Source organism: Sporosarcina sp. FSL K6-6792, assembly GCF_038004885.1.
GTDB classification, from domain to species: Bacteria; Bacillota; Bacilli; order Bacillales_A; family Planococcaceae; genus Sporosarcina; species Sporosarcina psychrophila.
Genome location: NZ_JBBOSA010000001.1, coordinates 664,475 through 688,255, shown reverse-complemented (window position 1 = coordinate 688,255; position 23,781 = coordinate 664,475). Strand labels below are relative to the sequence as shown.

General features: G+C 39.6%; 39 protein-coding genes. 36 read left to right on the top strand and 3 right to left on the bottom strand.

Annotation, left to right across the window (positions count from 1 at the left end; genetic code table 11):
- The first annotated feature begins 11 nt into the window (after positions 1-11).
- The 14 genes from MKZ26_RS03440 (at position 12) to MKZ26_RS03375 (ending at position 7,179) form a co-directional block, all read left to right on the top strand.
- Complete coding sequence (locus MKZ26_RS03440; protein WP_340764421.1) at positions 12-857, top strand: conserved phage C-terminal domain-containing protein; 846 nt, start codon at positions 12-14, stop codon at positions 855-857.
- Positions 796-1,644 carry an ATP-binding protein gene (locus tag MKZ26_RS03435; protein ID WP_340764419.1) on the top strand — a complete coding sequence of 283 codons (849 nt, stop codon included), beginning with the start codon at positions 796-798 and terminating at the stop codon, positions 1,642-1,644. The genes MKZ26_RS03440 and MKZ26_RS03435 overlap by 62 nt, the downstream gene beginning before the upstream one ends.
- 11 nt (positions 1,645-1,655) lie before the next feature.
- Positions 1,656-2,018 (top strand): hypothetical protein, encoded by a 363-nt coding sequence (locus tag MKZ26_RS03430; RefSeq protein WP_340764417.1) that lies wholly within the window; start codon positions 1,656-1,658, stop codon positions 2,016-2,018.
- Positions 2,018-2,170 (top strand): hypothetical protein, encoded by a 153-nt coding sequence (locus MKZ26_RS03425; protein WP_340764415.1) that lies wholly within the window; start codon positions 2,018-2,020, stop codon positions 2,168-2,170. Before MKZ26_RS03430 ends, MKZ26_RS03425 begins: the two co-directional genes overlap by 1 nt.
- Before the next feature lie 136 nt (positions 2,171-2,306).
- Positions 2,307-2,534, top strand: coding sequence for a hypothetical protein (locus MKZ26_RS03420; RefSeq protein ID WP_340764414.1), 228 nt, complete (start codon positions 2,307-2,309; stop codon positions 2,532-2,534).
- Positions 2,531-3,046, top strand: coding sequence for a single-stranded DNA-binding protein (gene ssb / locus MKZ26_RS03415; protein WP_340764413.1), 516 nt, complete (start codon positions 2,531-2,533; stop codon positions 3,044-3,046). Before MKZ26_RS03420 ends, ssb begins: the two co-directional genes overlap by 4 nt.
- 13 nt (positions 3,047-3,059) lie before the next feature.
- Positions 3,060-3,431 (top strand): hypothetical protein, encoded by a 372-nt coding sequence (locus MKZ26_RS03410; protein WP_340764411.1) that lies wholly within the window; start codon positions 3,060-3,062, stop codon positions 3,429-3,431.
- A gap of 57 nt (positions 3,432-3,488) precedes the next feature.
- Positions 3,489-3,743 carry a hypothetical protein gene (locus MKZ26_RS03405; RefSeq protein WP_340764409.1) on the top strand — a complete coding sequence of 85 codons (255 nt, stop codon included), beginning with the start codon at positions 3,489-3,491 and terminating at the stop codon, positions 3,741-3,743.
- Complete coding sequence (locus MKZ26_RS03400) at positions 3,740-4,261, top strand: dUTP diphosphatase (protein ID WP_340764407.1); 522 nt, start codon at positions 3,740-3,742, stop codon at positions 4,259-4,261. The genes MKZ26_RS03405 and MKZ26_RS03400 overlap by 4 nt, the downstream gene beginning before the upstream one ends.
- Complete coding sequence (locus MKZ26_RS03395) at positions 4,261-4,422, top strand: DUF6011 domain-containing protein (protein ID WP_340764405.1); 162 nt, start codon at positions 4,261-4,263, stop codon at positions 4,420-4,422. Before MKZ26_RS03400 ends, MKZ26_RS03395 begins: the two co-directional genes overlap by 1 nt.
- Complete coding sequence (locus tag MKZ26_RS03390) at positions 4,419-4,694, top strand: hypothetical protein (protein ID WP_340764404.1); 276 nt, start codon at positions 4,419-4,421, stop codon at positions 4,692-4,694. The genes MKZ26_RS03395 and MKZ26_RS03390 overlap by 4 nt, the downstream gene beginning before the upstream one ends.
- Before the next feature lie 4 nt (positions 4,695-4,698).
- Positions 4,699-5,205 (top strand): Holliday junction resolvase RecU, encoded by a 507-nt coding sequence (locus tag MKZ26_RS03385; RefSeq protein WP_340764402.1) that lies wholly within the window; start codon positions 4,699-4,701, stop codon positions 5,203-5,205.
- Positions 5,206-5,223: 18 nt separating this feature from the next.
- Entirely contained in the window at positions 5,224-5,454 is a 231-nt protein-coding gene (locus MKZ26_RS03380) for a hypothetical protein (protein WP_340764400.1), read from the top strand.
- A 483-nt stretch (positions 5,455-5,937) separates the two neighbouring features.
- On the top strand, positions 5,938-7,179 hold the full coding sequence (locus tag MKZ26_RS03375; RefSeq protein WP_445683398.1) for a DNA cytosine methyltransferase: 1,242 nt from the start codon (positions 5,938-5,940) through the stop codon (positions 7,177-7,179).
- Positions 7,180-7,604: 425 nt separating this feature from the next.
- Here the strand turns inward: MKZ26_RS03375 and MKZ26_RS03370 are convergent, their stop codons facing one another.
- Both MKZ26_RS03370 and MKZ26_RS03365 read right to left on the bottom strand, forming a co-directional pair.
- Positions 7,605-7,823, bottom strand: coding sequence for a hypothetical protein (locus MKZ26_RS03370; RefSeq protein ID WP_340764397.1), 219 nt, complete (start codon positions 7,821-7,823; stop codon positions 7,605-7,607).
- Between the two features lie 76 nt (positions 7,824-7,899).
- Positions 7,900-8,283, bottom strand: coding sequence for a hypothetical protein (locus MKZ26_RS03365; RefSeq protein WP_340764396.1), 384 nt, complete (start codon positions 8,281-8,283; stop codon positions 7,900-7,902).
- A 98-nt stretch (positions 8,284-8,381) separates the two neighbouring features.
- On the opposite strand from MKZ26_RS03365, the gene MKZ26_RS03360 reads away from it, so the two are divergent.
- The 3 genes from MKZ26_RS03360 to MKZ26_RS03350 are packed head-to-tail and all read left to right on the top strand — an operon-like array spanning position 8,382 to position 9,123.
- Positions 8,382-8,621 carry a hypothetical protein gene (locus MKZ26_RS03360; protein ID WP_340764395.1) on the top strand — a complete coding sequence of 80 codons (240 nt, stop codon included), beginning with the start codon at positions 8,382-8,384 and terminating at the stop codon, positions 8,619-8,621.
- Between the two features lie 5 nt (positions 8,622-8,626).
- Entirely contained in the window at positions 8,627-8,896 is a 270-nt protein-coding gene (locus tag MKZ26_RS03355) for an IDEAL domain-containing protein (RefSeq protein ID WP_340764393.1), read from the top strand.
- On the top strand, positions 8,893-9,123 hold the full coding sequence (locus tag MKZ26_RS03350; RefSeq protein WP_340764392.1) for a helix-turn-helix domain-containing protein: 231 nt from the start codon (positions 8,893-8,895) through the stop codon (positions 9,121-9,123). The genes MKZ26_RS03355 and MKZ26_RS03350 overlap by 4 nt, the downstream gene beginning before the upstream one ends.
- Positions 9,124-9,153: 30 nt before the next feature.
- Here MKZ26_RS03350 and MKZ26_RS03345 read toward each other — a convergent pair whose 3' ends face one another.
- Positions 9,154-9,366 carry a hypothetical protein gene (locus tag MKZ26_RS03345; RefSeq protein ID WP_340764391.1) on the bottom strand — a complete coding sequence of 71 codons (213 nt, stop codon included), beginning with the start codon at positions 9,364-9,366 and terminating at the stop codon, positions 9,154-9,156.
- Positions 9,367-9,447: 81 nt separating this feature from the next.
- Here MKZ26_RS03345 and MKZ26_RS03340 point away from each other — a divergent pair, with 81 nt between their 5' ends.
- From MKZ26_RS03340 to MKZ26_RS03250, 19 genes are all read left to right on the top strand, one after another.
- On the top strand, positions 9,448-9,648 hold the full coding sequence (locus MKZ26_RS03340; protein ID WP_445683450.1) for an XtrA/YqaO family protein: 201 nt from the start codon (positions 9,448-9,450) through the stop codon (positions 9,646-9,648).
- The gene (locus MKZ26_RS03335) at positions 9,645-10,646 is read left to right on the top strand and encodes a hypothetical protein (RefSeq protein WP_340764389.1); all 1,002 of its coding nucleotides are present in this window, start codon (positions 9,645-9,647) and stop codon (positions 10,644-10,646) included. Before MKZ26_RS03340 ends, MKZ26_RS03335 begins: the two co-directional genes overlap by 4 nt.
- Positions 10,643-10,909 carry an ABC-three component system middle component 6 gene (locus MKZ26_RS03330; RefSeq protein WP_340764388.1) on the top strand — a complete coding sequence of 89 codons (267 nt, stop codon included), beginning with the start codon at positions 10,643-10,645 and terminating at the stop codon, positions 10,907-10,909. Before MKZ26_RS03335 ends, MKZ26_RS03330 begins: the two co-directional genes overlap by 4 nt.
- Positions 10,884-12,557, top strand: a complete 1,674-nt coding sequence (locus MKZ26_RS03325; protein ID WP_340764387.1) for a DUF2326 domain-containing protein — start codon at positions 10,884-10,886, stop codon at positions 12,555-12,557. Before MKZ26_RS03330 ends, MKZ26_RS03325 begins: the two co-directional genes overlap by 26 nt.
- Before the next feature lie 130 nt (positions 12,558-12,687).
- Complete coding sequence (locus tag MKZ26_RS03320; RefSeq protein ID WP_340764385.1) at positions 12,688-12,876, top strand: hypothetical protein; 189 nt, start codon at positions 12,688-12,690, stop codon at positions 12,874-12,876.
- An 18-nt stretch (positions 12,877-12,894) separates the two neighbouring features.
- The gene (locus MKZ26_RS03315) at positions 12,895-13,311 is read left to right on the top strand and encodes a helix-turn-helix transcriptional regulator (protein WP_340764382.1); all 417 of its coding nucleotides are present in this window, start codon (positions 12,895-12,897) and stop codon (positions 13,309-13,311) included.
- 160 nt (positions 13,312-13,471) lie between these two features.
- A complete protein-coding gene (locus tag MKZ26_RS03310) occupies positions 13,472-13,885 on the top strand; it encodes a hypothetical protein (protein WP_340764379.1) in 414 nt (137 codons plus the stop codon).
- Between the two features lie 166 nt (positions 13,886-14,051).
- Positions 14,052-14,276 (top strand): hypothetical protein, encoded by a 225-nt coding sequence (locus MKZ26_RS03305; RefSeq protein ID WP_340764378.1) that lies wholly within the window; start codon positions 14,052-14,054, stop codon positions 14,274-14,276.
- A 55-nt stretch (positions 14,277-14,331) separates the two neighbouring features.
- Positions 14,332-14,820, top strand: coding sequence for a hypothetical protein (locus MKZ26_RS03300; protein ID WP_340764376.1), 489 nt, complete (start codon positions 14,332-14,334; stop codon positions 14,818-14,820).
- A gap of 467 nt (positions 14,821-15,287) precedes the next feature.
- Positions 15,288-15,971: a hypothetical protein gene (locus MKZ26_RS03295; protein WP_340764375.1), complete on the top strand. Its 684-nt coding sequence runs from the start codon at positions 15,288-15,290 to the stop codon at positions 15,969-15,971.
- 142 nt (positions 15,972-16,113) lie between these two features.
- Positions 16,114-16,992 carry a terminase small subunit gene (locus MKZ26_RS03290; RefSeq protein ID WP_340764373.1) on the top strand — a complete coding sequence of 293 codons (879 nt, stop codon included), beginning with the start codon at positions 16,114-16,116 and terminating at the stop codon, positions 16,990-16,992.
- The gene (locus tag MKZ26_RS03285) at positions 16,961-18,295 is read left to right on the top strand and encodes a PBSX family phage terminase large subunit (protein ID WP_340764371.1); all 1,335 of its coding nucleotides are present in this window, start codon (positions 16,961-16,963) and stop codon (positions 18,293-18,295) included. Before MKZ26_RS03290 ends, MKZ26_RS03285 begins: the two co-directional genes overlap by 32 nt.
- Before the next feature lie 4 nt (positions 18,296-18,299).
- Entirely contained in the window at positions 18,300-19,733 is a 1,434-nt protein-coding gene (locus tag MKZ26_RS03280; RefSeq protein ID WP_340764368.1) for a phage portal protein, read from the top strand.
- Entirely contained in the window at positions 19,726-20,937 is a 1,212-nt protein-coding gene (locus MKZ26_RS03275) for a minor capsid protein (protein WP_340764366.1), read from the top strand. The genes MKZ26_RS03280 and MKZ26_RS03275 overlap by 8 nt, the downstream gene beginning before the upstream one ends.
- Positions 20,938-21,314: 377 nt before the next feature.
- Positions 21,315-21,482, top strand: a complete 168-nt coding sequence (locus MKZ26_RS03270) for a hypothetical protein (protein ID WP_340764364.1) — start codon at positions 21,315-21,317, stop codon at positions 21,480-21,482.
- A 106-nt stretch (positions 21,483-21,588) separates the two neighbouring features.
- Positions 21,589-22,221 (top strand): phage scaffolding protein, encoded by a 633-nt coding sequence (locus tag MKZ26_RS03265; RefSeq protein ID WP_340764362.1) that lies wholly within the window; start codon positions 21,589-21,591, stop codon positions 22,219-22,221.
- 23 nt (positions 22,222-22,244) lie between these two features.
- Positions 22,245-23,198 (top strand): major capsid protein, encoded by a 954-nt coding sequence (locus MKZ26_RS03260; RefSeq protein WP_340764361.1) that lies wholly within the window; start codon positions 22,245-22,247, stop codon positions 23,196-23,198.
- A 42-nt stretch (positions 23,199-23,240) separates the two neighbouring features.
- Positions 23,241-23,447, top strand: coding sequence for a hypothetical protein (locus MKZ26_RS03255; RefSeq protein ID WP_340764359.1), 207 nt, complete (start codon positions 23,241-23,243; stop codon positions 23,445-23,447).
- Positions 23,434-23,781 (top strand): hypothetical protein, encoded by a 348-nt coding sequence (locus MKZ26_RS03250; protein WP_340764358.1) that lies wholly within the window; start codon positions 23,434-23,436, stop codon positions 23,779-23,781. Before MKZ26_RS03255 ends, MKZ26_RS03250 begins: the two co-directional genes overlap by 14 nt.

Here is a 23,781-nt window from a genome sequence, read left to right as displayed (position 1 = left end):
AGACAACGATTGTGAGCGTATATAGACAGGTACACGTAAGTTTTTGGCAGGACGCATTTGTTTTGGATTTAACACCAGAAGAAAAATACTTTTATGTCTACCTAATGACTAATAGTAAAACTTCGCAAATCGGCATCTACGAATTACCTAAAAGAGTGATTGAAATGGAGACAGGTTACAACCGAGAAACGGTCGAAAAACTCCTTCAAAGATTTAAGGATTACAAAAAAATCGACTACAACGAATCGACAATGGAGATTATTTTACTCAATTGGCCGAAGCACAACTGGAACAATAGCCCAAAAATTGTAACACGGATTGAGAAAGAATTACGTAATGTCAAACATTTACCATTCGTAACCATATACCTCACAATCGCTGAATCTATCAAGTCTGATGACGTATCCATACAGTATCAATACCCTATGGATACAAAGAGAACTAATAAAGAGAAAGATAAAGATAAAGAGAAGAAGAAAGAGAAAGAGAAGAAGAAAGAGAAAGAGATAGTGTCCGATTCTCCGAATCAGGACGATGCCCCTCTTCCGTATTCTGAAATCATTTCTTACTTGAACACAAAATGCATTACGAGATTCCGAGAAACGACTGATAAAACCAGAACGTTAATTAAAGCGAGATTCAAAGAAAAATTCACTCTTGATGATTTCATGAAAGTCATTGACAACAAATCAGCAGAATGGCTTACAGACGAAAAGATGAATAAATTTCTTAGACCAGAAACATTGTTCGGAACAAAGTTTGAATCTTACTTGAATGAAAAAGGAGGGACAAGCCATGCAAGCGATAGGGGAAGTAATCAGCCGACTAAACAATACGCGGATGGGATCAACTTCTGAAATCTGCTACGAGCACACGGTACAAGCGAACGGAAAAGAATACACGAAAGAAATTAAGAAAATAACGTTCGATGGCGAAATCTTCTGCCCGATTTGTGAGAGGGATCGCACCACACAGGAATTGAGCGACGAAGAAGACTTGAAAATTGAGCTTGCAATGGGTCGACGCAAGTACAACGTATTCCACAACCAAAGCGTACTGACGGACGAAGACTTGCTTGATGCATCTTTCAAGACATACGCAGCTACTAAAAAAGAAGAGATTAATAACAAGGAACTAGCATCCAAGGCGTTCACTAGTTACAGAGACGGTGGAACTTTCACAACGTGGTTTGCAGGCGATCCAGGAGTCGGGAAAAGCCATTTGGGTATGTCGATTCTCCGAAACTTAAATGAATCGGGAAAAAAAAACAAGAGTTGCTTGTTTGTAAGTGTTGATGAAATGTTTTTGAAGATCCGTGACAGCTTCGACAACAAAGATAGCCGCTACACAGAACACTATTTCGCGAATCTTTTAAACGACGTTGATTACCTTGTGCTTGATGACCTCGGAACCGAAACAGGCGGGTCAGGCACAAAGAAGACAGCATCCGACTTTGTAATGCGCGTTCTCTATGCGATTACAAATGGGCGTCAAAACAAATCGACAATCGTAACAACGAATTTGACTAGACAAGAATTAGAGAAAATGTATGACCGCAAATTGGTTTCCCGGCTCATGAAAAATATTTATGTAATCAATTTTGAAGATACGACAGATAAGCGGATTAAAAAATATGAAATTTAGGGGGAATCGGAATGACAGCATCTATTCACCAAAACGAATTTGATTTTCTCGAAGAAGCAAAGAAAGCATTTGAAAATAACGCGCAGTTTGAAACGCACCGAAACGCTGACGATGATCTTATCGCACTGAGATGCGGACCAGATAGGGACTGCATTAACATTTACCAACTTGATAGAGAGGTCTTGTTTGCGCACAACGTTATGAAAAAAGCGCCAGTGATACTCGCGCGGGACGCTAGGGAAAAGATTTTGACTATATATCAATATCATGCTGCCAAGCCTAGTTTGAATACTAGCTGGAACGAAGGCGTAACCAAAGGAATCGAGATGACTCTCGAACACTTAGATATAAAAATCGAAGGGGTGAATTGCTGATGTCTGATTGGATCAACGGCGGCGGATTCTACTTGGTGCAATCGACAAGGAATCATTCGCCAGAAGAATTGAAACGCGAAATGGATGAGCTCGAAGTGAAAATCCAAACGGCTGAACGCTATTGGGCTGAAAGAAAGGCGATGACGGCATGAGGAAAATGCAAAGGGATTATCTTATTCAGCAGCTAAATGCTATGAGAATCGTGAGTGGCCGTAATGGTGAACTATTGCGTGAGATGGACTATCGCTCTCTTGTTAGTTTACTAGCCGTGCAAAGGGCGGTGGCGGAATGAGCGAGAAACTAAAGCGGTGTGAAGCTTGCAACGATCCGTTTTACGAAGATGACGAAATTGTCATTGTGGACGACGAGTTATACCACAAAGTTTGTGTAACGCTTTACCCAACTGGATATTTCGCATTTTTAGGCGGCGAGCCTCTAGGAGAAACGGAAAATGAAGATGGTAGTAGTGCTTATGAAATTCTAGGCGATGGTGAATTTTTGGAGGAGAGCGAATGATTAACCGCACAGTTCTTGTTGGCCGTCTAACAAAGGATCCCGAACTCAAATACACACAAACAGGGATAGCGGTAACACGCTTTACATTAGCGGTAAACCGAGCGTTTCAAAACGCATCAGGCGAAAGAGAAGCAGATTTCATCAGTTGCGTCGCTTGGAGAAAACAGGCTGAGAACGTTGCGAACTTCTTGAAGAAAGGCAGTCTAGTTGGTTTGGACGGGAGAATTCAAACTGGCAGTTTTGAAGGGCAAGACGGAAAAAGGGTTTATACGACAGAAATTGTTGCGGATTCTGTTCAATTCTTAGAACCAAGAAACAGCAATTCAAATAACGAGTCTAGCAATCAATCTAACGGCTCTAATCAATCGGGACAGACGAATACTCAGAATCAACAACAGGACACTCAGAATCGACGGGAAACGACATACAATGCGCCGGATAGGCAGTCGGAAGATCCGTTTAATACAGGTGGTGCTCCAATTGAGGTCTCTGATGACGATTTGCCATTTTGAAGGAGGTTAAAAAGTGATTACATGTAAAAATTCTGATGACGCTAGAAATTATTTTGCTGAAAAAGGTTTGACTTATAAGGACGTTTCTGAGGGCGATATTGGCGTTTTGTTCATCTTGCTTAACAAGCACGTTAAACGAGCCAATAAGGCAGGCGGAATGTCCACAAACACTATGAGAATGAGTCAAAAAATAAAAAGCAAGTACAACACAAATGGAATTGTGAAGGAATGTTACTTCTTCTTGAATAGCCATTACTTTACTCAACGAGAAGCGATCAGCTTTAATTCAGACGGCTTTATAGGATTTGCCGGTTGGGCGGACGCTGGTAACAAATCACCTTTAATGAGTGCGTTTGTGGAGTGGGTAGATGCGATATCTAGCTAATTAACGGCATGGCAAAAGCGTGTAGTAAATCTATGAAACTTTGAAAGGGTGAGTACTGTGAACATTGAATGGCATTGGCAGCAGGAAAACGCAAAGTTACAGCAAGAAAATGCAGAACTGAGAAAGAAGTTTGCTATCTATCGGGCTAGAAAAGTTTTGAAGGAAAGAGCTACTGACGGAAAGATATTCACGAAAAAGCAGTTGAAATTTATCAAAGATAATGAGCTCGATTATCGCAAAGTTTATCGGTTAACTCATAAGTTGAATTCCGTCGGCGAAGCGTTAGTTAGGGCACTGGAGGAGACAATATGAATCTAACAAAACTGTTCGAAATGCAGAAGGTGCTGGATGAACGAATTGTGAGAGATAAGGGATTAGAAGGGCAGAATCTGTTGCCGGAAAAATTCTTGGCATTACGAACCGAATTAGGAGAGTTCGCAAACGAGCTTCCTCAAACGTTTAAATTTTGGTCCAACAAGAAAAATGATTATGAAAAAGCGTTGGTTGAATATGTCGATTGCCTTCATTTCATCTTATCAATCGGCTTGGAGTTGCAGGTAAGCATTGAATATTTAGAAGTTGCAACTAGGGAATTCGGATGCGTCGCAAGGACTGGCGTACAGATGATTAATAACGTATTCACGCATGTTAACGACGTCGAATTAAACGTTCTTTTCAATAGACATTCAGCAGCGCTTGATGAATATACGGATTTGTTCTTACGCTTCCTTCTGCTCGGAACGCACTTTGGCTTCGAGTGGGAACGGATTGAGGAAAGTTATTACGCGAAGAACGCGACGAACCACGAGCGCCAGGAGGTTGGCTACTGATGGCTGCATGTAATCGTTGCGGTAGAAAGCTTAAAACGCAGAAGTCGATTGATGATGGTTATGGTCCTGTCTGCAAGAAAAAGCAAGCTGCTGAAGATGCGGAGTTTGAGAAAATTCAAATCACGCTTGATGAAGTTGTTGAGTCGGGGGTGGCGGTATGACCATTAGCATTGACGGCAAGGTGCATGGCGCAACTCTTCAAATCAAATATGGTGAACCGTTTCCGAGAGTTTACTCAAATAGAGAAATTGTTTCTACGGATTATGGTGATTGCAAGGTTTATATTACGGACGTTGGTATTCCTGAATGGTCTAACAGATTTATCGTTAAAGTTTTTATTAAGTTCTACATTACAGAAATTACGGAGCCTTCGGAATATTACTTGAAGGAAAAAAGAAGGAAGAAAACGGGGTTGAAATTGATTGAGGGGTGAAGAGTTGAGAAAAACATACAGTCCATCCCATGCAAACCGTGGCGCGGGGCTTGAAAGATTGATAGACATGACGAATCAACAGTATCGCAATAAGGGTGTTGCGGACATTCGTAAGATCCCGACGCCTGTGCAGATCCAAAGCAACGTACGTGGCAAGGTGACTGGATACATTACGAAAGGCGAATGGGTGGATTATGCGGGTGTTCATAATGGCGGGGCGATTGTGTTTGATGCTAAAGAAACATCTAGCAAAACGAGTTTCCCGTTAGAAAATATTTCAGAACACCAATACGAATTGTTGGAATCGTGGTGGCTGAAAGGCGCACATTCATTCCTACTCGTTTCATTCACGAAACTGGATGAAGTATACCGTTTGCCGTTCGGGGTGTTAGGAAGCTACTGGGAGAACGCTAGAAAAGGTGGCAGGAAATCGATTCCGTACAATATCTTCGTTTTGGAATGTGATCTGATTGAATCAGAAAAGGGGTACGTGCTGCATTATCTTAAATAACTTTAAGGGGATGAGGAGATGGGCGAGTATTTTACAACGAAGGTAACAGGTATTGACGAGATCGAAGTAAATCGCCGAGTAGCTGAATTGGTTGTAAAAGGATTCGAAGTGGTTGCAGAAGGTACGGAATCCCATACAGCAGCAATTTACAAACAGACAACTAGTATCGGTAAGTCGAAAAGGGCTTTTGTTGAACGGGAAGAACGCGGGAAATACATTGTGGTCATGCGTCGGAGGAATGCGGTATGAACGGCGTGTGGCGGTTGTTGTATCGATGGGAGAAGGATCAGCGTGTCTGGCTATATGAGCCTTTGTTGCAAAAGGAGTTGTATGACAAGAGGCAAGAAGGATGGAAGTTGTGGAAGTGAATGGAGGGTTTTGAATGACAATTATTCCGTTTTGGGAAGGCGTTGCAGTCATCGTCACGGGTGTGCTGTTGATGCTGTCGGGGTTTGCGTATGGGCGGTTGAGTAAGTAAAAAAACACGGTTGGGTTATCAGTTTTAATCTATCTTTTGACCTTTTAACCGGTCCAAACCAATCTGTATAAGCCTTGGCTGGTAGTTGAAATTCACTAATCGAAGACATATTCAATAACTATCTGAATAAGTTCAATTAAAAATTTCAACCATTTTTTTATCCTACTGTTCTTCAGCATTTGGGTCACCCCCTACGAAGACTCTCACAGTATGACCTAAAACATCAAATGTTTCAATGGTAAGGAGTGGAAATATTGCAGTTAGACCTGTTTAGGGAAATTATCGTTGACAACTTTGCAGGTGGAGGCGGTATGAGCACCGGCGCTGAAATGGCTACTGGATTGTCCGTTGATATAGCGATTAACCATGATCCAGCTGCTATCGCCATGCACAAGTTGAATCATCCGGATACTGAACATTATTGTGAGAGCGTTTGGGATGTGGACCCTGTAAAAGCGGTGCGAGGTCGCAAGGTGGGGCTTGCTTGGTTCAGTCCTGATTGTACCCACCACTCAAAGGCAAAAGGTGGGAAGCCTGTAAAGCAAGAAATCAGAGGGCTTGCATGGATTGCCGTTAAATGGGCGTTAGCAGTTAAGCCACGTGTGATTATGTTGGAAAACGTTGAGGAATTTCAAGACTGGGGACCAATTCAAAACGGAAAACCCGTAAAAGAATTAAAAGGGAAAACGTTTCAAAGTTTCGTGAAAACGCTAGAAGCACTGGGGTACAAGGTTGATTTCAGAAAGTTACAGGCTTGTGACTATGGGACACCTACCACACGCGAAAGATTGTTCATAATTGCTAGACGTGATGGTAAGCCAATCGTTTGGCCTGATGCAACGCATGGTGATCCACAAAGTTTAGCGGTGCAATCGAAAAGGTTGAAGCCGTGGCGTGCGTCGTCAGAAACCATTGATTGGAGCATCGGAGCCCCTTCGATATTTGAGCGAAAAAAACCGTTAGTGCCGAATACATTAAAGCGGATTGAACGAGGGTTGAAGAAATTCGTAATCGATGCAGATGACCCGTTCATGGTGAATGACGATGTGGCAGCCTACTTAATCAGCTACTATACGGAACGTACTGAATCAGAAGTAAGGGGGTTATCGCTGAATACGCCTTTACACACGATTACAGCAGGCGGTAACCGTTTCGCCATCGTCTATGCTTTTTTAACAAAATATTATGGACAAAGTACGGCACAAGGTTTGAATGAACCGCTACACACGATAACGACGAAGGATCGTTTTGCATTGACAACGTGCATCACAAATGGGAAACAAATCATTGATATTGGTTTAAGGATGTTGCAACCACATGAATTATTCAAAGCGCAAGGATTCCCGAAAGGTTATCAGCATCCAGGGACAAAAGCTGAACAAATAAAGCGTGTGGGAAATAGTGTTCCTCCACCGTTTGCAGATGCGTTAGTCAGGGCGAATCTACCAGAAATGGTTAGTGTTAATTCGCGCTATAAGTCAGCTGTCGGGGATTAAGCAACTACGCGGGATGACCATTAAGTGCAATAAAAAAGCCGATTAAATTTAATCAGCTTTCTGTTTCTTGAGTTTTATAATTTTGTATAAATCATATAAAATTCTTGCTGAAAATATAAAGATTATCAACGTTTTAGTCTGTGTATCTACGTTATTTTTGGGTAAAACTATTGACATAAATCCAAGAAAGAGGATGATATCTAGAACTTTGTTAGTTACTTCTGATTTAAACATGGTACACCAGCTTTCTAAAATTAAGCATATCTAGAATACGTATTTAAAATCAATAAGTTTCAAATATTTTAATAATAGTTGAGTCGCAGTAAGACCATAATGCGGCTCATTGGACCGATTGGTGGACCGAACTGTGAGCCGCGAATCAAACCATAAAGCGCAATAAAAAAGCCCTTAAAAAGGACTGTAAATCATTCATTGCCAAACAGGGTTAGGGCTATATCAGAATCTTGCTTAGATATTTGAAATATTGATTGGATCCGTTCGATTGATGGTAATTCGCCATGGTCTTCCTTGTATCCAGTTATGTAAGCTTTCAGTTTAACTTTTAATGGCGCTTCGATGATTTTGATGTTTGGGTTTGATATTTCAATTTTAGTTTTTGGATAAACAAGAAATTCTCTTTTCATGGGAAACATCCTTTCTAAAAGATTTATTATCTCATGAAATTTAATTGATTAACAGTGTAAAAATTAACAATACGGTTCAAATATGCTTCCAAGTTTTGTACAACACAATGTCTGAAATAGTCGGGCGCTTAACGCCATATTCCTTTGCGAGCGCAACTTGTGTAGCCGTCTTCTGAGCACCCTCTTTTAAAGCGATTTCGTATTCATCTCGAATCGCTAATACAGTTTCGGAGGTTAGTTTGGCAAAACTATTCGACTCGCCAAGCTGAGTGATTCTAATTTTTTCACTGTATTCAGGAGAAGATCTAAGTTTTGATCCCTCTTGGATGGTGCGAGGTCCGTCCATTTCGTGCAGACGGTCTAATACAAAGGCTTTGCTTCGGTCGATGACTTTAGCCACCTGGCTCGCAGAAAATCCGTTTTCGTAATATAGTCGATAGATTTCTTTAAGTTCTGGCATGTAATACCCCTCTTTTCTATATTTACAATCTATCAAATAAAAGTTTCGGTGTGAAGGTTCTGGTAAAAAAGCGACGTGCAACTAGAGGAGTGATAGACATGGTGCAGCAGTTAACTATTTTTGATGCGGTGCCAGCAATAGCTTTCGAGCTTGGCGACACGGTTGAGGTCGTTGTGAATGTGGAGGAAAAGGAAGTTGAGGATTATTACTATCTCAAACTGTATGAGGGGTCGAAGGGAAGAATTGTGAAGTTTTTACCTAAACGGCAGTATGAGGTTTTGTTCGCCAAAAGCAATAGGATTGGGACGTTTAGGCAGAGTGAATTGAGGAGGGGATGAATCGCATGAATGACGAAATTTTTAGGAACATGCTGAAAAAAGCGTTTCTTGCAAACTTGCAAATGCAGAACACTGACACTCGGAAGCTTGTGCCGGGGATATTTATCGGCACCGATGAGCATCGATTGTATTTAGAATATCATCCGAGTATTAAAACGGATGTTACGGACGAGGACATGCTGTTGGTGCAGATTGATATGGCTCTTGATGCGGGGGACATGGAGATGTTTATGAGGCTTACGGATGAATTGAAAGGGATGGGGGTGTTGGTTTGATTCACGCGAAAGAACAAAAGCGTGTGTTACTTGATGATGTTGATATTAATTGGGTGTTTACAGAGCGAGAAACGGATGTATTCAGAGCGATGTGGGAAGCGGATATGAGCATGGATAGCATAGCAGAAGAGTTGGGACGCAAGCCTTTGGAAATCGGGTTGCTGATTATTGAACAGGCTGAACTTGGGGAAATACAGGTACGGCAGCAGGGGATATTTGGGCAATAAAAAAGACATCGACCAGGATGCCTTTTTGTGTCATTTGAAAAACTCGTGGAATCCAACGTTCATTGGAATCGCCCAGATGTAAAAGCCAAATAGAACTACCGGACCGATAAGGGAATTAAATAGTTTTGTAGGTAACCAATTAAAAAATAATCTATAAATAAGGGCTACAGCGACCACTGTAACTATTAATACGATTATCGGACCCATGATTGGCATGTGGTTAACTTCGATACCTTCAAACAATAGTATGACCACCTTTTAGACAAATAAAAAGACAGGATTCCTCCCGTAATGGCTGACTGAATTATAACACAAGGAGGGGTCCTGGTGAATAAAGATATTACTTTTAATACAGATGCATTATTATTGGGAATTGGTATAATGGAACTACCATTGAACTGTGTGGTGGTTATTTCGGAGGGTATTGCGAAAGTGAGAGAGCTACCGGAGCATGGTGAATATAGGATTGTTACGCATCAAGGGAAAGTAAGAAGGATGCGGAGGGAAGAAGGGGAAGAGTTTTGAGTGAAATGGATAAATTTGATTATATAGAATTGATAGTACTTGATTTAAAAGGTACAACAGATATAAATTTTCAAGTTAAAGTCGGAGAGATATTAAGAAGATATTATACTTCCATTAACAAAACATATGAAATGCCTAATTCATCTGGCGGCGACGATAAAAACGATGGATGGGTTGTTGAGGATCAACTATTTTATCAAATTTATTCTCCTCAACAAATAAAAGAAAGTTTTAGAAAAGATATGCAAAAGAAATATTTAGATGATTTTAGTCAGCTGCTTAATTTAATATATAACCATGGTAAGTGGGGAAAGCACCTGAAAAAATTTGTATATTTAGTAAATACTATTGATCGTAATTTACCTCATGACAGTGAAGGGTATTTTAAACTTCATTGTGAAAAGTTAGGGGAAAAGTACGGAGAAAAATTTGAATATGAAGTTACAAATGTCGCTTACATAAGGGGCATTTTAGAGAACATGGATATTGATGGATTAAGATCAATAAGTACGATACTAAGATTGAAGTCAATTATGGATTTTAATGCAATTAGCGCTAAAACGATGTATGAGGTAATAGACGGTTTATCTGGAATGATACAAGAAAAAGTCTTTTCTAATGTAGAAGATAAGAGTTATGATAGAATTTCTTCAGTAAAAAAAATTGAATTAAATAATCTTACTGAAAAAAAAGTAGAGATAGAGAAAATGATAGAGCAGTTAGATATAGTAGAAAAAATGATTTCTACTATTAACCAAGATTTATTGTACTCGGATAAGTTTAACAGAGTAAAGGGTTATATTATTTCAACATACAATAGCTTATCAGATACTCTCTCTGGAACGGAATTGTATGATAAACTTATTGGTGAAATTATTGAATATGCAGAATTCAACAAAGGACTAATAATTCCATGCAAGTTGTTGGTTATATATATTTTTGATCGCTGCGATATCTTTGAGAAGGATGAACATATAATAAAGGAAGTGACAATGTGATATTACCAGATAAATATATCTCCAATTCTGAAAGTCTATTGGGTATCAGTTCCTTTGTGCTTAGTGTTTTGAAAGCGAAAACTCTTCCAATTGAAACAATATGGAAAGACTTTCAAAAAAAATATATTCATACAATGAAATTGAAAAATCCGCCAACATATCAAAAGTTCATTTTGACAATAAACTTTATGTATATAGCTGGAATGGTCAATTATAGTGAGAATGGAATGATTTTTAATGAAAATATTAAAGCTCACCATTGAAAATTCTAACAATGAAAAAGTGAGAGAAATAGACTTTAAAGAAACAGGAACCTCGGTCATTTATGGTAAAATTACGAAACCTAACCAAATTAAAGAAACCTCGAACAGCATTGGTAAGTCTTTACTTTTAAAATTTGTTGATTATATTTTTGCGGCAAATGAAGACCCAAATGTTGTTAAGAAAGAGATTAATGGATGGACATTGATTGCGATAGTTAAATATGAAAATAAAGAGTTTAAAGTTAAACGAAAACTTGGATTATCAGAGATGGAAGTAGATGGCGAACCGAAATTATTGAAAGATTACAAAGAGTTTTTTAATATAAATCGAAGTGTATATAATAAACAAATATTTGTTAAGCAAAAAAGTCATATAATAAGTTCGAGATCAGAACCTACCCTAGAAGACTATTTAAGTTTTTTTTCGTTACTCGATTTATCAGACCTCGCCATTATAACTGGGGAATATTATAAAATTCAAGATAATCTTAAAGAGCTTAAAAAACTCGAAAGTCAACTAATTAGCGTTTTTGGTAATATAAAACCTAAAGAAATAAATGAGAAAATATTCCTTACCAACCAAAACGTACAAGAAAAAGAAGATGAAATAAAAAAATTAAATAAAAAAATCTCCTCACTGGAACTTTCTGAAGAAAAACTGCACTTTATAGAAAGTTATTCGGATAAGAGTTACGAGTTGAAAAAAATAAAATCTTTTTATGAAGCCACTAAGTTAGAGGTAAATCGTTTGAAAGAATTCATAGAAGAATCCGACGAAATAGATATTTCACACTCTCAAATAAACTTGTTATATAAAAAGGCTAAGATAGATATTCCGGAAATGGTAAAAAGGCGTTTTGAAGAGGTAGAGGGTTTTTATAACACTGTGTTTTTAGATAGAAAAAATACACACCAGAAGAAAATAATGGAATTGGAAAACCGGAAAGAAGAATTAGAGACCGACATTACGATTAAATCAGCTGAAATTGATGAGATAGCTAAAATAATATCTGTTAATAAAATTTTCCAAGAGGCTATTAAAATCTACGAAGAAAAAAGTTTAGAGATACAACAATTGAAATATAATCAGGGTGACCTTGCTCGTATTGAAAAGGCTATTAAGTCTAGAGAAGCTGAAGAACTAAAATTAACAAATGAATATGTTGTGGTTAAGCAAAAATATGACAAGTATGAAGAGTTGATAAAAAAATTCCAGAAATTTATTTATTCTACCGTTAAAGAAATTTACACAGAACAAGTAGAAGCTTTTTTCTCGATAGAACTTAAAAAAATACACAAAGTAAATAGACCCTTTAAAGTTGAATTAAATTTGACAGGCGATGGAGGTGAAGGGGTCGGTGAGGTGAAAAAACTTATAGTTGATCTCATGGTTTTTAAATATAATTCATTGGTTGAATTATTAGTACACGACTCTTCGTGCTACTCCGGCGGAATAGATAAAAGACAGATTGCGAGCATTGTCAAAATTGCGAATAATATAGCTCTTAAAGAAAATAAGCAATTTATTCTTTCGGTTAATGATTTTCAAGTTAGAAAAGATGATAAAGAATTAATGGCTATATTAGACGATAGAATTATTGAATTGGCGGAAGACGATAAATTATTAAAATTCACAATGAAAGAATGAATTGAATTACTGGATATAATGTATTTTAACTAATAGTCCCCCTGGCCAACCAGAGGACAACGATTGATTACAGCATTGCGCTGTGTCATTTGTTGTCCTCTTTTTTCATCTCAAAAAAGGAGTGAGGGAAATGAAATCGCTACAAACGGAACTGGTTGAAAAAGGGCTTTCTGATGCTCGCACAGGAGATGTAGTGCAAAAGAGTATTAGGACAAGGGTTAAGGCGCCGGAACAGCTGACTGATAGGGAATGGGCTGAATTGATGGGTGCTAATAGACAGACGTATAAACGGGTGAACGGGGCAATTCGTAAACGATAAACAGGGGGCAGGTAGCTTATGACGGAAAAACAAATTGAGCAGTTGTTAAAGGATTATCATTGGATGATTAATAGCGTAAAGATCATGCGCGAGGGATTGAATGAGGTTGGTGGTAACTTTACAGCTCAGTACGGATTAGAAGCAGCTATGCCGAAAGCGGCTGGGGGTCATAGTGATCCTATTTATCAAGAGTTTTCGAGAAGGGAAAAGCGGTGGAAAAAGATTAGTGATTACGAGCAAAAAATAAAGACGGTGCAGGATAAAATTCATTTGATTACTGTTGACCGGGAGATTGAGGTATTGCATTGGTTGCTTGAGGGGAAAAGCTTGCGATGGATTGGGATGCATATGGGGTTCTCAGACCGTCATATTGGAAGAATAAAAGATACCGTTATTCGGAAAATGTCGCATATGTCGGATACGTCGGAGAAATGACGCACCTGTATTCGCATTGCTATACTTAAAGGCAGGTCGGGGAGTTGGGTGGTTTGTGGTTTGAACTACGCCAACGTTCCCGTTACATACGAGTGATATTAAAGGTGTTTAGAGGATTTAAACCTTATTTGGCGAATGATGTAAATAGGGGGGCGAAGTCATGGACGTAAAAAGGCAATTTATTAGATCGCTATTAATATCACAAGTAGTGTTGCCGGATGAGAGTCCTGAAGAGGATATTGGTTATTTTACTTATTTTACTAATTTCGGTGTAATAATTGGTAAAAAAATTGATTTATCTATTCTGAAAGCCACAACAATTAATGCACTTGAAAATGAGATTAATAAAAGTATAGAAGATAAAGTGAAAATCGACCTTTATCAAATTGCAGCTACGATCACAAAAATAATGTTGAAAGAATCGAGTCATGTTGAAAATATGGATATCAAGGCCATATTTTTAGAAGATGTATATATTAAGTCAATTAATAACGAAAGATATAATCTAGCTACTTTCGTTTTATTCACCGATCAAATCACGGGCTTAGTACCCGGGAAAATGCAATTGAATTAGTTACCAATTAAGCATCCTTCGGGGTGTTTTTCTATGTAGCAAAATGTAAATAGAACGAAATGCGTGTAAGTGACATTACCTCTCTTACCAGCCCCGATACATACGAGTGATAAATAGAGGATTACATCCAACTTTGACGAAATATGTCATATGGGGGGGTGAGAAAGTGGGAATTTCGATTCCAGAGATTTTAAAAGGTGTCATGGAGAACTTGGGTTATTATTTACTCGTATGGATTGTCGGCTCTTTATTGCTCACTGGATTAATAGTTTTAATACTTAGATTATTGCGGGTCCCGCGACTTATCGGTAAACCGATATGGGTAATAGCTTTTGCGGTAATATTGTATTTTGGCTACTTAGAATTTTTCATACCTGGAATAAGTGGTTAGGTAATAGAGGATTTACACCTTATTTGGCGAATGTTGTCAGTGAGGGGGTGGAAAAATGAATTTACTGCAAATGAAAGAGTTGGAAAGTTCGAGGGAATATTTAGAGAAGCGAGAACAGTTCAGTTCGGTTTTATACGAAAAAAATGTGATACCATTACTCGAGGAATTCGAAGATGATTTTATGGATAAAATCACAACTTATTTCGAAGAAAACGGTTTCGATGTTAAGAAATCCGTTCAAGGGTCCGATATTACGGCGGAATACAAAAAACTGCTTATTGATGTAACAAGGACATCTCGTTCGATAAATATTAAAGAAGGTAATGCGGTGAAAGCAATTATAAACATCAGGAATCTTAGTTACGCTGGAGGGTCGATGTCGATACCGGCAGATGAATTTTTGGCAGAGAAAGCTAGAATACAGCATCAATTAAATGGTGTTGATAACAATATCGAACACTATTCTAACCCTGAGGTTTATTATGAGTTTACCGGGAAAAGATACAGCAATCCGAACGAATTAATACTTGAGATTTATAAATAAAATTAGGCATCTCTTCGGGGGTGCTTTTTCTATGCCCCCAAAAAAACTAAGCAATTAGCATAATGAGGTGACGCCATTGAATGTGAAGAAAAAGAAAAGCGGAAGCCGTGGGAAGTTCGTTGAATGGTTAACGCCAGAGGGATTAATTAAGATTGAAGGTTGGGTGGTCTTAAGGTACGAGTGATGCGTCTGGCCACAGATTCCCGTGTGCGTGTAATGACGAAAAGAAAAGCATCTGGCGAGCCGTAGAAATCTTGTCAGATGCTTTTTATACTTTGAAAACTATACGTCATACAGTCATAAAATAATCGAGGGCAAATAGGTAAACGACTACCGATAGCTGACAGTAGGACTTGATATGGTGTGTAACTTTGGAGGTATATTACTAATAGGGGAATCACTGGATGGTTTTCTTTTAACTACTAATTGGGTATGATGGTTTAAAAGAATACGGGAGAAGATTAAATATGAAGAAACTACTAATGTTATTATTTGCCGTAATGTTGTTGGCGGCATGCAGCGCTGATAGCCAACAGACCGAGGAACCAAAGTCGGATGGAGCACTTAAGCAGGATGAAACAGATAAAACTGAATTTGCAAAAGAAAATCTAGAGGAAGCTGAACCACAACCAGAAGTTGAAACAGAAGAACCAGAACCAGCTGACGGCACAAGAGAACAGGATGACCAAGGCGACCTCTACAACTCAGCAGACCCTAACAACCTGTCCCAAAAAATAATCAACTTAGTAACAGATCTTGCATTCAACTCAAGCCCTTCCTCGTATCTGTACAAAGAGGACATATCAAATTTCTACGACACGCAGATAACCTTAATGAACCAAGTCCAGGAAGAACTGGACAATCTAATAGGTATACTGACAGGCGAGAAGCCGTATGAACCTTATATGGTTGAAATAGATATACAAGTGGACATCTTAAAACGCGCAAACAAAATAGATGACCTTCTACGAGGCAAAGGAAACTACGATATTCTCGAAAACTCGGAGTACCTACAAGAAATGGAGATTTTCAGTAAGCACTTGTTGTTAATCACAACAAATTACAAATGGGGTAGCGAGCAGATAAAACTGCGGGTAGAGGGAGAAATAGAAGAACATAACGCCAGAATAGACCGCATAGACGGGTATTAAACCAAACGAACCATACGAAAGAGGAGTGAATATTTCAACAAAAAGGGTATCAGTAGAGTGACATATTAAATAAACGTGAGGCATCCGAGTAATCGGGTGCTTTTTCTATGTCCAAAATAGAGGAGGCGGATGGTGATGTGATGTGCCTAATTGGGAAGAGATACAGAGAGAGTGGGAAACAAGTGAAATATCATTCAAGGATTTAGCAGAAAAAAACAGTGTGAAAGATTCCACTATTCGTAGTAGGAAGAATCGTGAAAAATGGTCAAGAGGAAATGTGAAGCGCGACGCAACGAAAAATGCAACGCAACGCAAAAACGTTGCAACGAAAAAGGTAGTAAAAGAAGTCTTTGTAGAGTCGGATGATTTAACCGATAGGCAGAGGCTTTTTTGTATTTACTACATTAAGAGCTTTAACGCGACAATGGCAGCTATCAAGGCTGGGTATGCAAGAAATAGTGCTCACGTCGAAGGAAGTCGGTTGCTTAGAAATGTTAAGGTGGCAGCCGAAGTCAGAAGACTGAAAGGTGAAATGCACCAGGAAGTCTTCATTACCGCGATGGATGTGTTGAATAAGTACATTCAAATAGCCTTTGCAGACATGACAGACTTTGTTGAGTTCGGAAGTACCGAGATGGAACAACGGCATCCGGAAACAGGCAAGGTTATGTTGGATGCTAATTTCAAACCGATCACCTATAAGATGAGTCATCTTGATTTCAAGAATGACGACGAAGTGGATGGAACTATAATCAGTGAAGTTAAGCAGGGCAAGGATGGAGTATCTATCAAGCTCGCTAGTCGAGAAAAAGCAATGGACTTCCTATCCAAACATTTCGATATGTTACCGGATCATTTCAAGCGTCAACTTGAACAAGAGAAACTAAAAATAGCTCATGCAAAAGCATTCGGTAACGAGGATCCTGAACAGTTCGAAGACGATGGATTTAACGAAGCATTAGACGCAACAACGTTGGAGGTGTGGGGCGATGCCGGAAACCCAACCGAAAGCGACGATTAAGTATTTCTCTTTCCTTACAGAGAAAAAGAAGTTTAAAAAGAGGCCTGCCCCATTCACTTTTAAACCGTTTTCAATAAAACAGAAGCAAGTCCTAACATGGTGGAGAAAAGATTCTCCCGTTAAAGATATGGACGGCATCATATGCGATGGTTCGGTTCGTGCGGGTAAAACGGTTGTTATGTCCCTTTCCTTCGTTATGTGGGCAATGGATACGTTCAAGGATGAAAATATGGGGATGGCAGGGAAAACAATCGGTTCATTCCGGCGGAACGTAATAACGCCTTTAAAGCGGATGCTTAAATCTCGCGGATATAAGGTTAAAGATCATCGTTCAGAAAACATGTTGTCAATCTCACGAAACGGTGTCACCAACTACTTTTATGTATTTGGTGGTAAGGATGAGGGTTCACAGGATCTTATTCAAGGTATTACTTTAGCTGGCATGTTCTTTGATGAAGTAGCGTTAATGCCTCAATCGTTTGTTAACCAAGCAACAGCTCGTTGTTCAGTGGATGGTTCGAAACTATGGTTTAACTGCAATCCAGAAGGACCTTACCATTGGTTTAATACTGAATTTATCGGAAAGATGAAAGAAAAGAAGTTGTTCCAACTCCATTTCACGATGGATGACAACCTTTCCTTATCGGAGCGTGTGAAAGAACGTTACCGGAGACTTTACTCGGGGATATTCTACAAGCGCTTTATCCTTGGTTTATGGGTCCTTGCAGAAGGTGTCATCTATGACATGTTTGATTTGGACAACCACTCGGTTAAAACAGTTGATAGGCGCTACACACAGTATTACGTCAGTGTTGACCACGGAACACAGAACCCTACGACATTTGGTCTGTGGGGTCTTTGTCATGGCATCTGGTACAAAATCAAAGAGTACCACCACAGTGGGCGTGAAGAAAATAAACAAAAAACGGATGTCGAGTACAGCCAAGACTTGAAAGAGTTTGTAGGCGATTTAAAAATACTCTCTGTAATTGTTGACCCTTCGGCGGCATCTTTTAAAGCGCAGATCAAAAAGGATGGGTTCCGTATACAAAACGCAGTAAACGACGTCGTGAATGGAATTGGATATGTCGCATCTGCTTTAGTTCAGGGGAAAATCAAATACAACGATTGTTGTGTAGAAACCTTTCGTGAGTTTTCATCGTACATTTGGGACAAAAAAGCGTCAGATCACGGTGAGGATAAACCGATTAAGCAAAATGACCATCATATGGATGGCGACAGATATTTTGTTAATACAATTCTATATCAAAAACCTTCCATGAGAGTACTGAAACCGAGGTGAAAACATGCTGATAGAGGATTTATTCCGTGCGCCTTGGCATGAACAGATGAATGAGGTGATAAAAAACATGATTGAAAACGTCATTACCGACCACGAAATATTGGTCCAAGAGATTAAAGAATGGGAGACCAGTGAGCGCCGAAGAAACATGATTACAGGCGAACAGTACTACCTGAATAAAACTGACATTCTGCTGAAAAAACAAAAGATTGAATGGAAGTCCAATCAGAAACTTGCTCATGGTTTTGCAAAGAAGTTAGTAGACCAGAAGATTGGCTACTTATTAGCTAAAGAACCAACATTCGCGACCGAGAATGAACCGTATCGGAAACTTATGGTTGAGACGTTTGACAGAGGGTTGCTGAAGAAGATTAAGAATATTGGTAAGGAAGCTGTCAATAAAGGCATTGCCTATCTCCATCCTTTCTTCAACGAGAAAGGTAATCTATCATTTACTAAGTTTCCTTCAGAGCAAATTATCCCACATTGGGCAGACAATGAACATATGGAAATCTTGTCTTTCATTCGAGTTTATGACGTGTCGCACTATGAAGGCGGCGAAAAGAAAACCCTGAAAAAGGTAGAATATTACCATGCAAAAGGGATTAAATATTTCATCTTCGAAAATGGGAAACTTGTTCCGGATGTCCCGGCAGGGATTGAAAAGAACTACCATTTCTTAATTAATGACGAAGGATATACGTGGGATCGCATCCCTCTTATTCACTTTAAATATAACGAAGAAGAGCAGCCACTTATGGACAGCATCAAGTCACTGGTTGATAACTACAATACGCAAGCATCGACAAACGCAGATCTATTAGCTGATATTCCTAAATTTATTTATAAACTTATAAATTATGGCGGCGAAGACTTGACGGAATTTCTTCACAATCTGAATGAGTATATGGTTGTTGCAGTTGAGACGGGCGGTGATGTAGATAAACTTCAGGCTGAAATTGAGACAGATGCAGTTGAAAAAGAGATTGATCGTGGACGCAACTCCATCTATGAATTTGGTCGCGGTGTTGATACTCGAGAAACAGGTTTAAGAGATGCATCAGGCGTTGCTCTACGCTTCCGGTATTCAGATTTGGATATGGACTGTAATATTCTTGAATCAGAGTTTCAATCAAGCATTGAGCATATGATGTGGTTCATTAATTTCCATTTGAACGTAACCGGACAAGGTGATTACACAGAAGAAAAGGTTAACGTCATTTTCAACCGTGATATCATCATTGCTGAAACGGAAGCGATTGAGAACACAACGAAGTCAATTGGGATTTTGGACGATAAAACGGTTCGTGAAAACCACCCTTGGTACAATGAAGAAGTTGAGAAGCGGTTGAAGCTTCAGGAAGCAGAACGACGCGAAGAGATTGAAAAAGAATATGCGAATGCTTTCCCACCGAAAGAAGTGAAGGTAGATGAGTAAACCTAGTAAGAAGTATTGGGAAGGTCGCTCTGCACAACGTGAATTAGAATCACAGGTCATTGCTGATAAATACCTTGCCCAAATGGATGTAAAGCTACGTGAATCACAACGTGAGATTCTAAAAGAAATCGAATCCTTTTATGGCCGTTATGCTGTTGATAATAAAGTATCGATACAAGATGCGAAAAAGTATCTGACAGCAAAGGAAATGAAAGACTTCAAGAACGTTGATTTAAAGCGGTTCCGTGAAATGTCTTTGTCGGGTAACCCTGAATACGACCAACTTTTGAATTCGATAAGCTATCGTTCGCGAATATCCCGACTGGAAGCTGTTAATGCGCACATCGAGATTACTATGATGGAACTGTATGGGGGCATGAACGGATTACAAGAGTACGCTAACACTGGTCTTGCTGAAATCTATCAAAACTCTTATCACAAATCGCTATACGACATAGCGAGGGGCGGAAAGGATATCAGCATTGTCGGACTGACCGACGACCGAATGAAAGAAGTCCTCTCCTACAATTGGAGTGGTAAAGAGTTCTCTAACCGTATTTGGGACCATCAATCAGGTGCAATTCAAACCATTCGTAAAGAGATGGAAAGGAGCTTTGTATCCGGTCGTTCGATTCAACAGACTTCTAAATCAATCATGGATGCTACAGACGTTACTCGTTCGCGTGTTGAAGCTTTAGTTAGAACCGAGGCTAGTTTCTTCAACAACCAAGCATCAAAAGACAGCTACGATGATGCAGATATCGATGAATACGAGATCCTTTCCACGCTAGATTTGCGAACGTCTGAAATTTGCAGGGAACAAGACGGCAAGCGATACAAAACAAAAGACTTTAAGCCAGGAACGAATGCCCCTCCATTTCACGTCAGATGTCGCTCTACAACGATTCCTTGGTTTGATGAATCCGAATACACCGATGGCGAACAACGCCAGTCAATGGATGGCCTGGTTGATTCACAGACGTATGAAGAATGGTATGGGAAGAATGTAACTGGCAGTGAGTCGAATGAAAATAAAGAGAAGATGATTCAAAATCGTTTCGGTGATATTGAGCAGATGAAGAAATATCAATCTGCAAAAATTGAAGGTGCGCCGAAGAGTCTTTTGGCTTTCCAAAACATGAAATACAGCGATGAAGAAAGATATAAGCAGTTGCAAAGGGCTTATCGGAACCGTAAAAAGTAAAGGTGGTGGTATAATTATTATAAAGCTAGAAAAAGCAAAGAAAGATCATACTTAGAGAGGTGATTGAACGTGGAGTTTCTAGTCATTTTTTTATTAGTAAACGTTGTCGTTCTTTACTTCATTTGTTATCGACAACGGAAAAAATCCGAGTTTCAAGATCATCGTATTGACCAATTACTTTTGAAACTAGACGATTTTGTAGAGAAAGAATAAGTAAAGACATCCATCACGGGTGTCTTTTTTTAATGCATAAAAACGCGAAATAAAGGTGGTGGTGATCTTGCGTTTCTTTAAGTCAAATTCGAGAAAGGACAGGTGATCCATATCTCGGTTAGTTGCTCCGTTATGCAACTAAATATATTTAGAGGAGAATGGCCATGAATTATAAAATACTACTCGCTAACGGTGACAAGGTGATTGAAAGGCGCATTAATGGTGTAGGTAATTTCGTGGTAGAGGACGGGGTATACATTTTATATGACAGAGCAGGAGACCTGGCGTTCTCTGCGCCGCTAGATTCTGTTATTTGTATTTCAGCCGTTTGAGCAGTTATTATTTTCGTCTTTTTAGCATTTGCAGACGTAAAAGAATAAAGCGGTTCGTGGACGTAACCACGTAAAAATAAATCGTAAACCAAAGGAGCAGATATAAATGAACAGAGAATTTCTAAAAGGCTTAGGTCTGGACGATGCAGCTATTGATAAGGTAATGGCTGAACACGGCAAAACAGTCGAGTCTCACAAACTTAAAACATCCGGGCTTGAAACTAGTGTCTCTGATTTGCAGGGCCAACTCACACAGCGTGATACTGACCTGAATGATTTGAAGAAAAAAGCAGAGGGCAGCGAAGAACTTCAAACGCAACTCACCACTCTTCAAGCGACATACGACACGGAGAAGGCTGGTTTTGAAACTAAGCTGAAAGATACGCAGTTTAACAGTGCGCTGAAACTCGCACTTACTGGCAAGGTACATGATGTTGATTATGCAATTAGTCTTATCGATAAAGAAAAAATTGAACTAGATGCTGACGGTAACGTTACAAAAGGACTCGACGAGCAGATTAAACCCCTGCGAGAATCGAAGTCCTTTTTGTTTGTCGCAGAAGGAGAAACTGCTCCTGGTATCGTTATCCAAGGTGCAAAACCTGCGGAAGGTATTCTGAAGGGGCAAGAAGGTGCACCAAATCCATGGAGTAAGGAAACGTTCAATCTAACTGAACAAGGTCGTATTCTTCGAGAAAATCCCGAACTAGCAAAACAGTTTCAAACAACAAAACAATAAAAAAACTTATGAGGTGAATTGGAATGACAACAAGAATTGTAGATGTAATCGTACCAGAGGTTTTTAATCCATATCTAATCCAAAGAACGTCTGAACTATCAGCATTGGTACAATCGGGGATTATCGTACCTGACTCGCAGCTTGATATCCTGGCATCCACAGGAGGAACTATCGTCAATATGCCTTACTGGAATGACCTTACAGGTGACTCCGAAGTATTGGATGATACCGATCCATTAACGGTAAATCATATCACTACAGCAAAAGACATGGCTCGACTTCACACGAGAGGGAAGGCTTGGGGAGCGAATGACCTTGCCAAAGCACTATCCGGTGACGATCCAATGCGCGCAATCGGAGATCTTGTTGCTGCTTGGTGGAATCGCGATAGACAAAAGATGCTTTTTTCTACCCTAAACGGTGTATTTGCATCATCTAGTATGGCGGGAAATGTGCATGATATTTCAGGTGAGACAGATGGTGGCGGTATTATTAACGCTTCATCTACTGTCGATGCGCAAGGTAAACTCGGAGACGCAGCTGATGAATTAACGGCATTCTCAATGCATAGCGCGGTGTACAACAGTTTGCGCAAAGAGCAACTTATTGATTATGATGTAAATCCTATTACTGGGGTTAAAATCGCAACCTATCTCGGGAAGCATATCGTAATTGATGATGGGCATCCGAACGCTGGCGGCGTTTACACGACATACCTGTTTGGTCCAGGTGCAATTGGATTCGGTAACGGCGCTGCTCCAGTTCCTACAGAAACAGCTCGTGACGCGCTACAAGGTGACGACGTTCTTGTTAATCGCCAACACTTTATCCTGCATCCGCGCGGTATCAAATGGACAGAGGAGAATGTTGCTAAGGTGTCCCCAACTAACTTTGAACTGGCCGATGCTCAGAACTGGAATCGTGTTTACGAAAACAAAAAAATTCGGATCGTACAATTTAAACATAAAATTTCTTAAGAGTCCGTTACGGGCTCTTTATTTAGTTAGGAGGTGCGCGGTGTGGGATTGACTGCATTTAATCGTATGCGGAGGTCAAGAGTGAGAAATACGACTACAAGTGAAGCGAACCCGATTCCTGAACTCCCTGACATACGGGAAAGAGCAAAGAAGTTAGGTATCCCTAATGCGGGTAAAAAAAGTGAAAAGCGATTGATTCAAGAGATTCAAGAGGTCATCGATGGGGGTGAAGATGATGGAAGTAATTGATATCGTGAAAGCGAAGCTACCCGAACCAATGCCTTCTGATAGGCTGTTAGAAACCTACATTGAAGAGATTGGCCAATCGATTAAGACGTACTGCAATCGAGAGGACGTTCCTTCAGAGCTTCGATTTGTTCATGGGAATATGGTAATCGATTTTATCACCGGTGAAAACCGTAAGAATGACCCGGAGGCACAATCCTCTGTTTCTGCAATTAAAGAGGGTGACGTCCAAGTAACGTTTGGCTCAGCAAAAGTGGAATCTCGTGAAAGAGCTACGGAAAAACTACTCTTTGACTATGCGAAACAGCTGAACAGTTTTCGGAAATTGAGTTGGTAG

Bases quoted from the DNA above. Each gene is read 5' to 3' on its own strand.
- MKZ26_RS03400 (WP_340764407.1), top strand. From the start codon at position 3,740: ATGAATCTAACAAAACTGTTCGAAATGCAGAAGGTGCTGGATGAACGA.
- MKZ26_RS03395 (WP_340764405.1), top strand. From the start codon at position 4,261: ATGGCTGCATGTAATCGTTGCGGTAGAAAGCTTAAAACGCAGAAGTCG.
- MKZ26_RS03425 (WP_340764415.1), top strand. From the start codon at position 2,018: ATGTCTGATTGGATCAACGGCGGCGGATTCTACTTGGTGCAATCGACA.
- MKZ26_RS03390 (WP_340764404.1), top strand. From the start codon at position 4,419: ATGACCATTAGCATTGACGGCAAGGTGCATGGCGCAACTCTTCAAATC.
- MKZ26_RS03320 (WP_340764385.1), top strand. From the start codon at position 12,688: ATGAAATCGCTACAAACGGAACTGGTTGAAAAAGGGCTTTCTGATGCT.
- MKZ26_RS03370 (WP_340764397.1), bottom strand. From the start codon at position 7,823: ATGAAAAGAGAATTTCTTGTTTATCCAAAAACTAAAATTGAAATATCA.
- MKZ26_RS03435 (WP_340764419.1), top strand. From the start codon at position 796: ATGCAAGCGATAGGGGAAGTAATCAGCCGACTAAACAATACGCGGATG.
- MKZ26_RS03310 (WP_340764379.1), top strand. From the start codon at position 13,472: ATGGACGTAAAAAGGCAATTTATTAGATCGCTATTAATATCACAAGTA.
- MKZ26_RS03380 (WP_340764400.1), top strand. From the start codon at position 5,224: ATGGGCGAGTATTTTACAACGAAGGTAACAGGTATTGACGAGATCGAA.
- MKZ26_RS03355 (WP_340764393.1), top strand. From the start codon at position 8,627: ATGAATGACGAAATTTTTAGGAACATGCTGAAAAAAGCGTTTCTTGCA.
- MKZ26_RS03270 (WP_340764364.1), top strand. From the start codon at position 21,315: ATGAATTATAAAATACTACTCGCTAACGGTGACAAGGTGATTGAAAGG.
- MKZ26_RS03300 (WP_340764376.1), top strand. From the start codon at position 14,332: ATGAATTTACTGCAAATGAAAGAGTTGGAAAGTTCGAGGGAATATTTA.
- MKZ26_RS03360 (WP_340764395.1), top strand. From the start codon at position 8,382: ATGGTGCAGCAGTTAACTATTTTTGATGCGGTGCCAGCAATAGCTTTC.
- MKZ26_RS03325 (WP_340764387.1), top strand. From the start codon at position 10,884: ATGAAAATATTAAAGCTCACCATTGAAAATTCTAACAATGAAAAAGTG.
- MKZ26_RS03295 (WP_340764375.1), top strand. From the start codon at position 15,288: ATGAAGAAACTACTAATGTTATTATTTGCCGTAATGTTGTTGGCGGCA.
- MKZ26_RS03265 (WP_340764362.1), top strand. From the start codon at position 21,589: ATGAACAGAGAATTTCTAAAAGGCTTAGGTCTGGACGATGCAGCTATT.
- MKZ26_RS03430 (WP_340764417.1), top strand. From the start codon at position 1,656: ATGACAGCATCTATTCACCAAAACGAATTTGATTTTCTCGAAGAAGCA.
- MKZ26_RS03285 (WP_340764371.1), top strand. From the start codon at position 16,961: ATGCCGGAAACCCAACCGAAAGCGACGATTAAGTATTTCTCTTTCCTT.
- MKZ26_RS03420 (WP_340764414.1), top strand. From the start codon at position 2,307: ATGAGCGAGAAACTAAAGCGGTGTGAAGCTTGCAACGATCCGTTTTAC.
- MKZ26_RS03260 (WP_340764361.1), top strand. From the start codon at position 22,245: ATGACAACAAGAATTGTAGATGTAATCGTACCAGAGGTTTTTAATCCA.
- MKZ26_RS03365 (WP_340764396.1), bottom strand. From the start codon at position 8,283: ATGCCAGAACTTAAAGAAATCTATCGACTATATTACGAAAACGGATTT.
- ssb (WP_340764413.1), top strand. From the start codon at position 2,531: ATGATTAACCGCACAGTTCTTGTTGGCCGTCTAACAAAGGATCCCGAA.
- MKZ26_RS03280 (WP_340764368.1), top strand. From the start codon at position 18,300: ATGCTGATAGAGGATTTATTCCGTGCGCCTTGGCATGAACAGATGAAT.
- MKZ26_RS03250 (WP_340764358.1), top strand. From the start codon at position 23,434: ATGGAAGTAATTGATATCGTGAAAGCGAAGCTACCCGAACCAATGCCT.
- MKZ26_RS03315 (WP_340764382.1), top strand. From the start codon at position 12,895: ATGACGGAAAAACAAATTGAGCAGTTGTTAAAGGATTATCATTGGATG.
- MKZ26_RS03275 (WP_340764366.1), top strand. From the start codon at position 19,726: ATGAGTAAACCTAGTAAGAAGTATTGGGAAGGTCGCTCTGCACAACGT.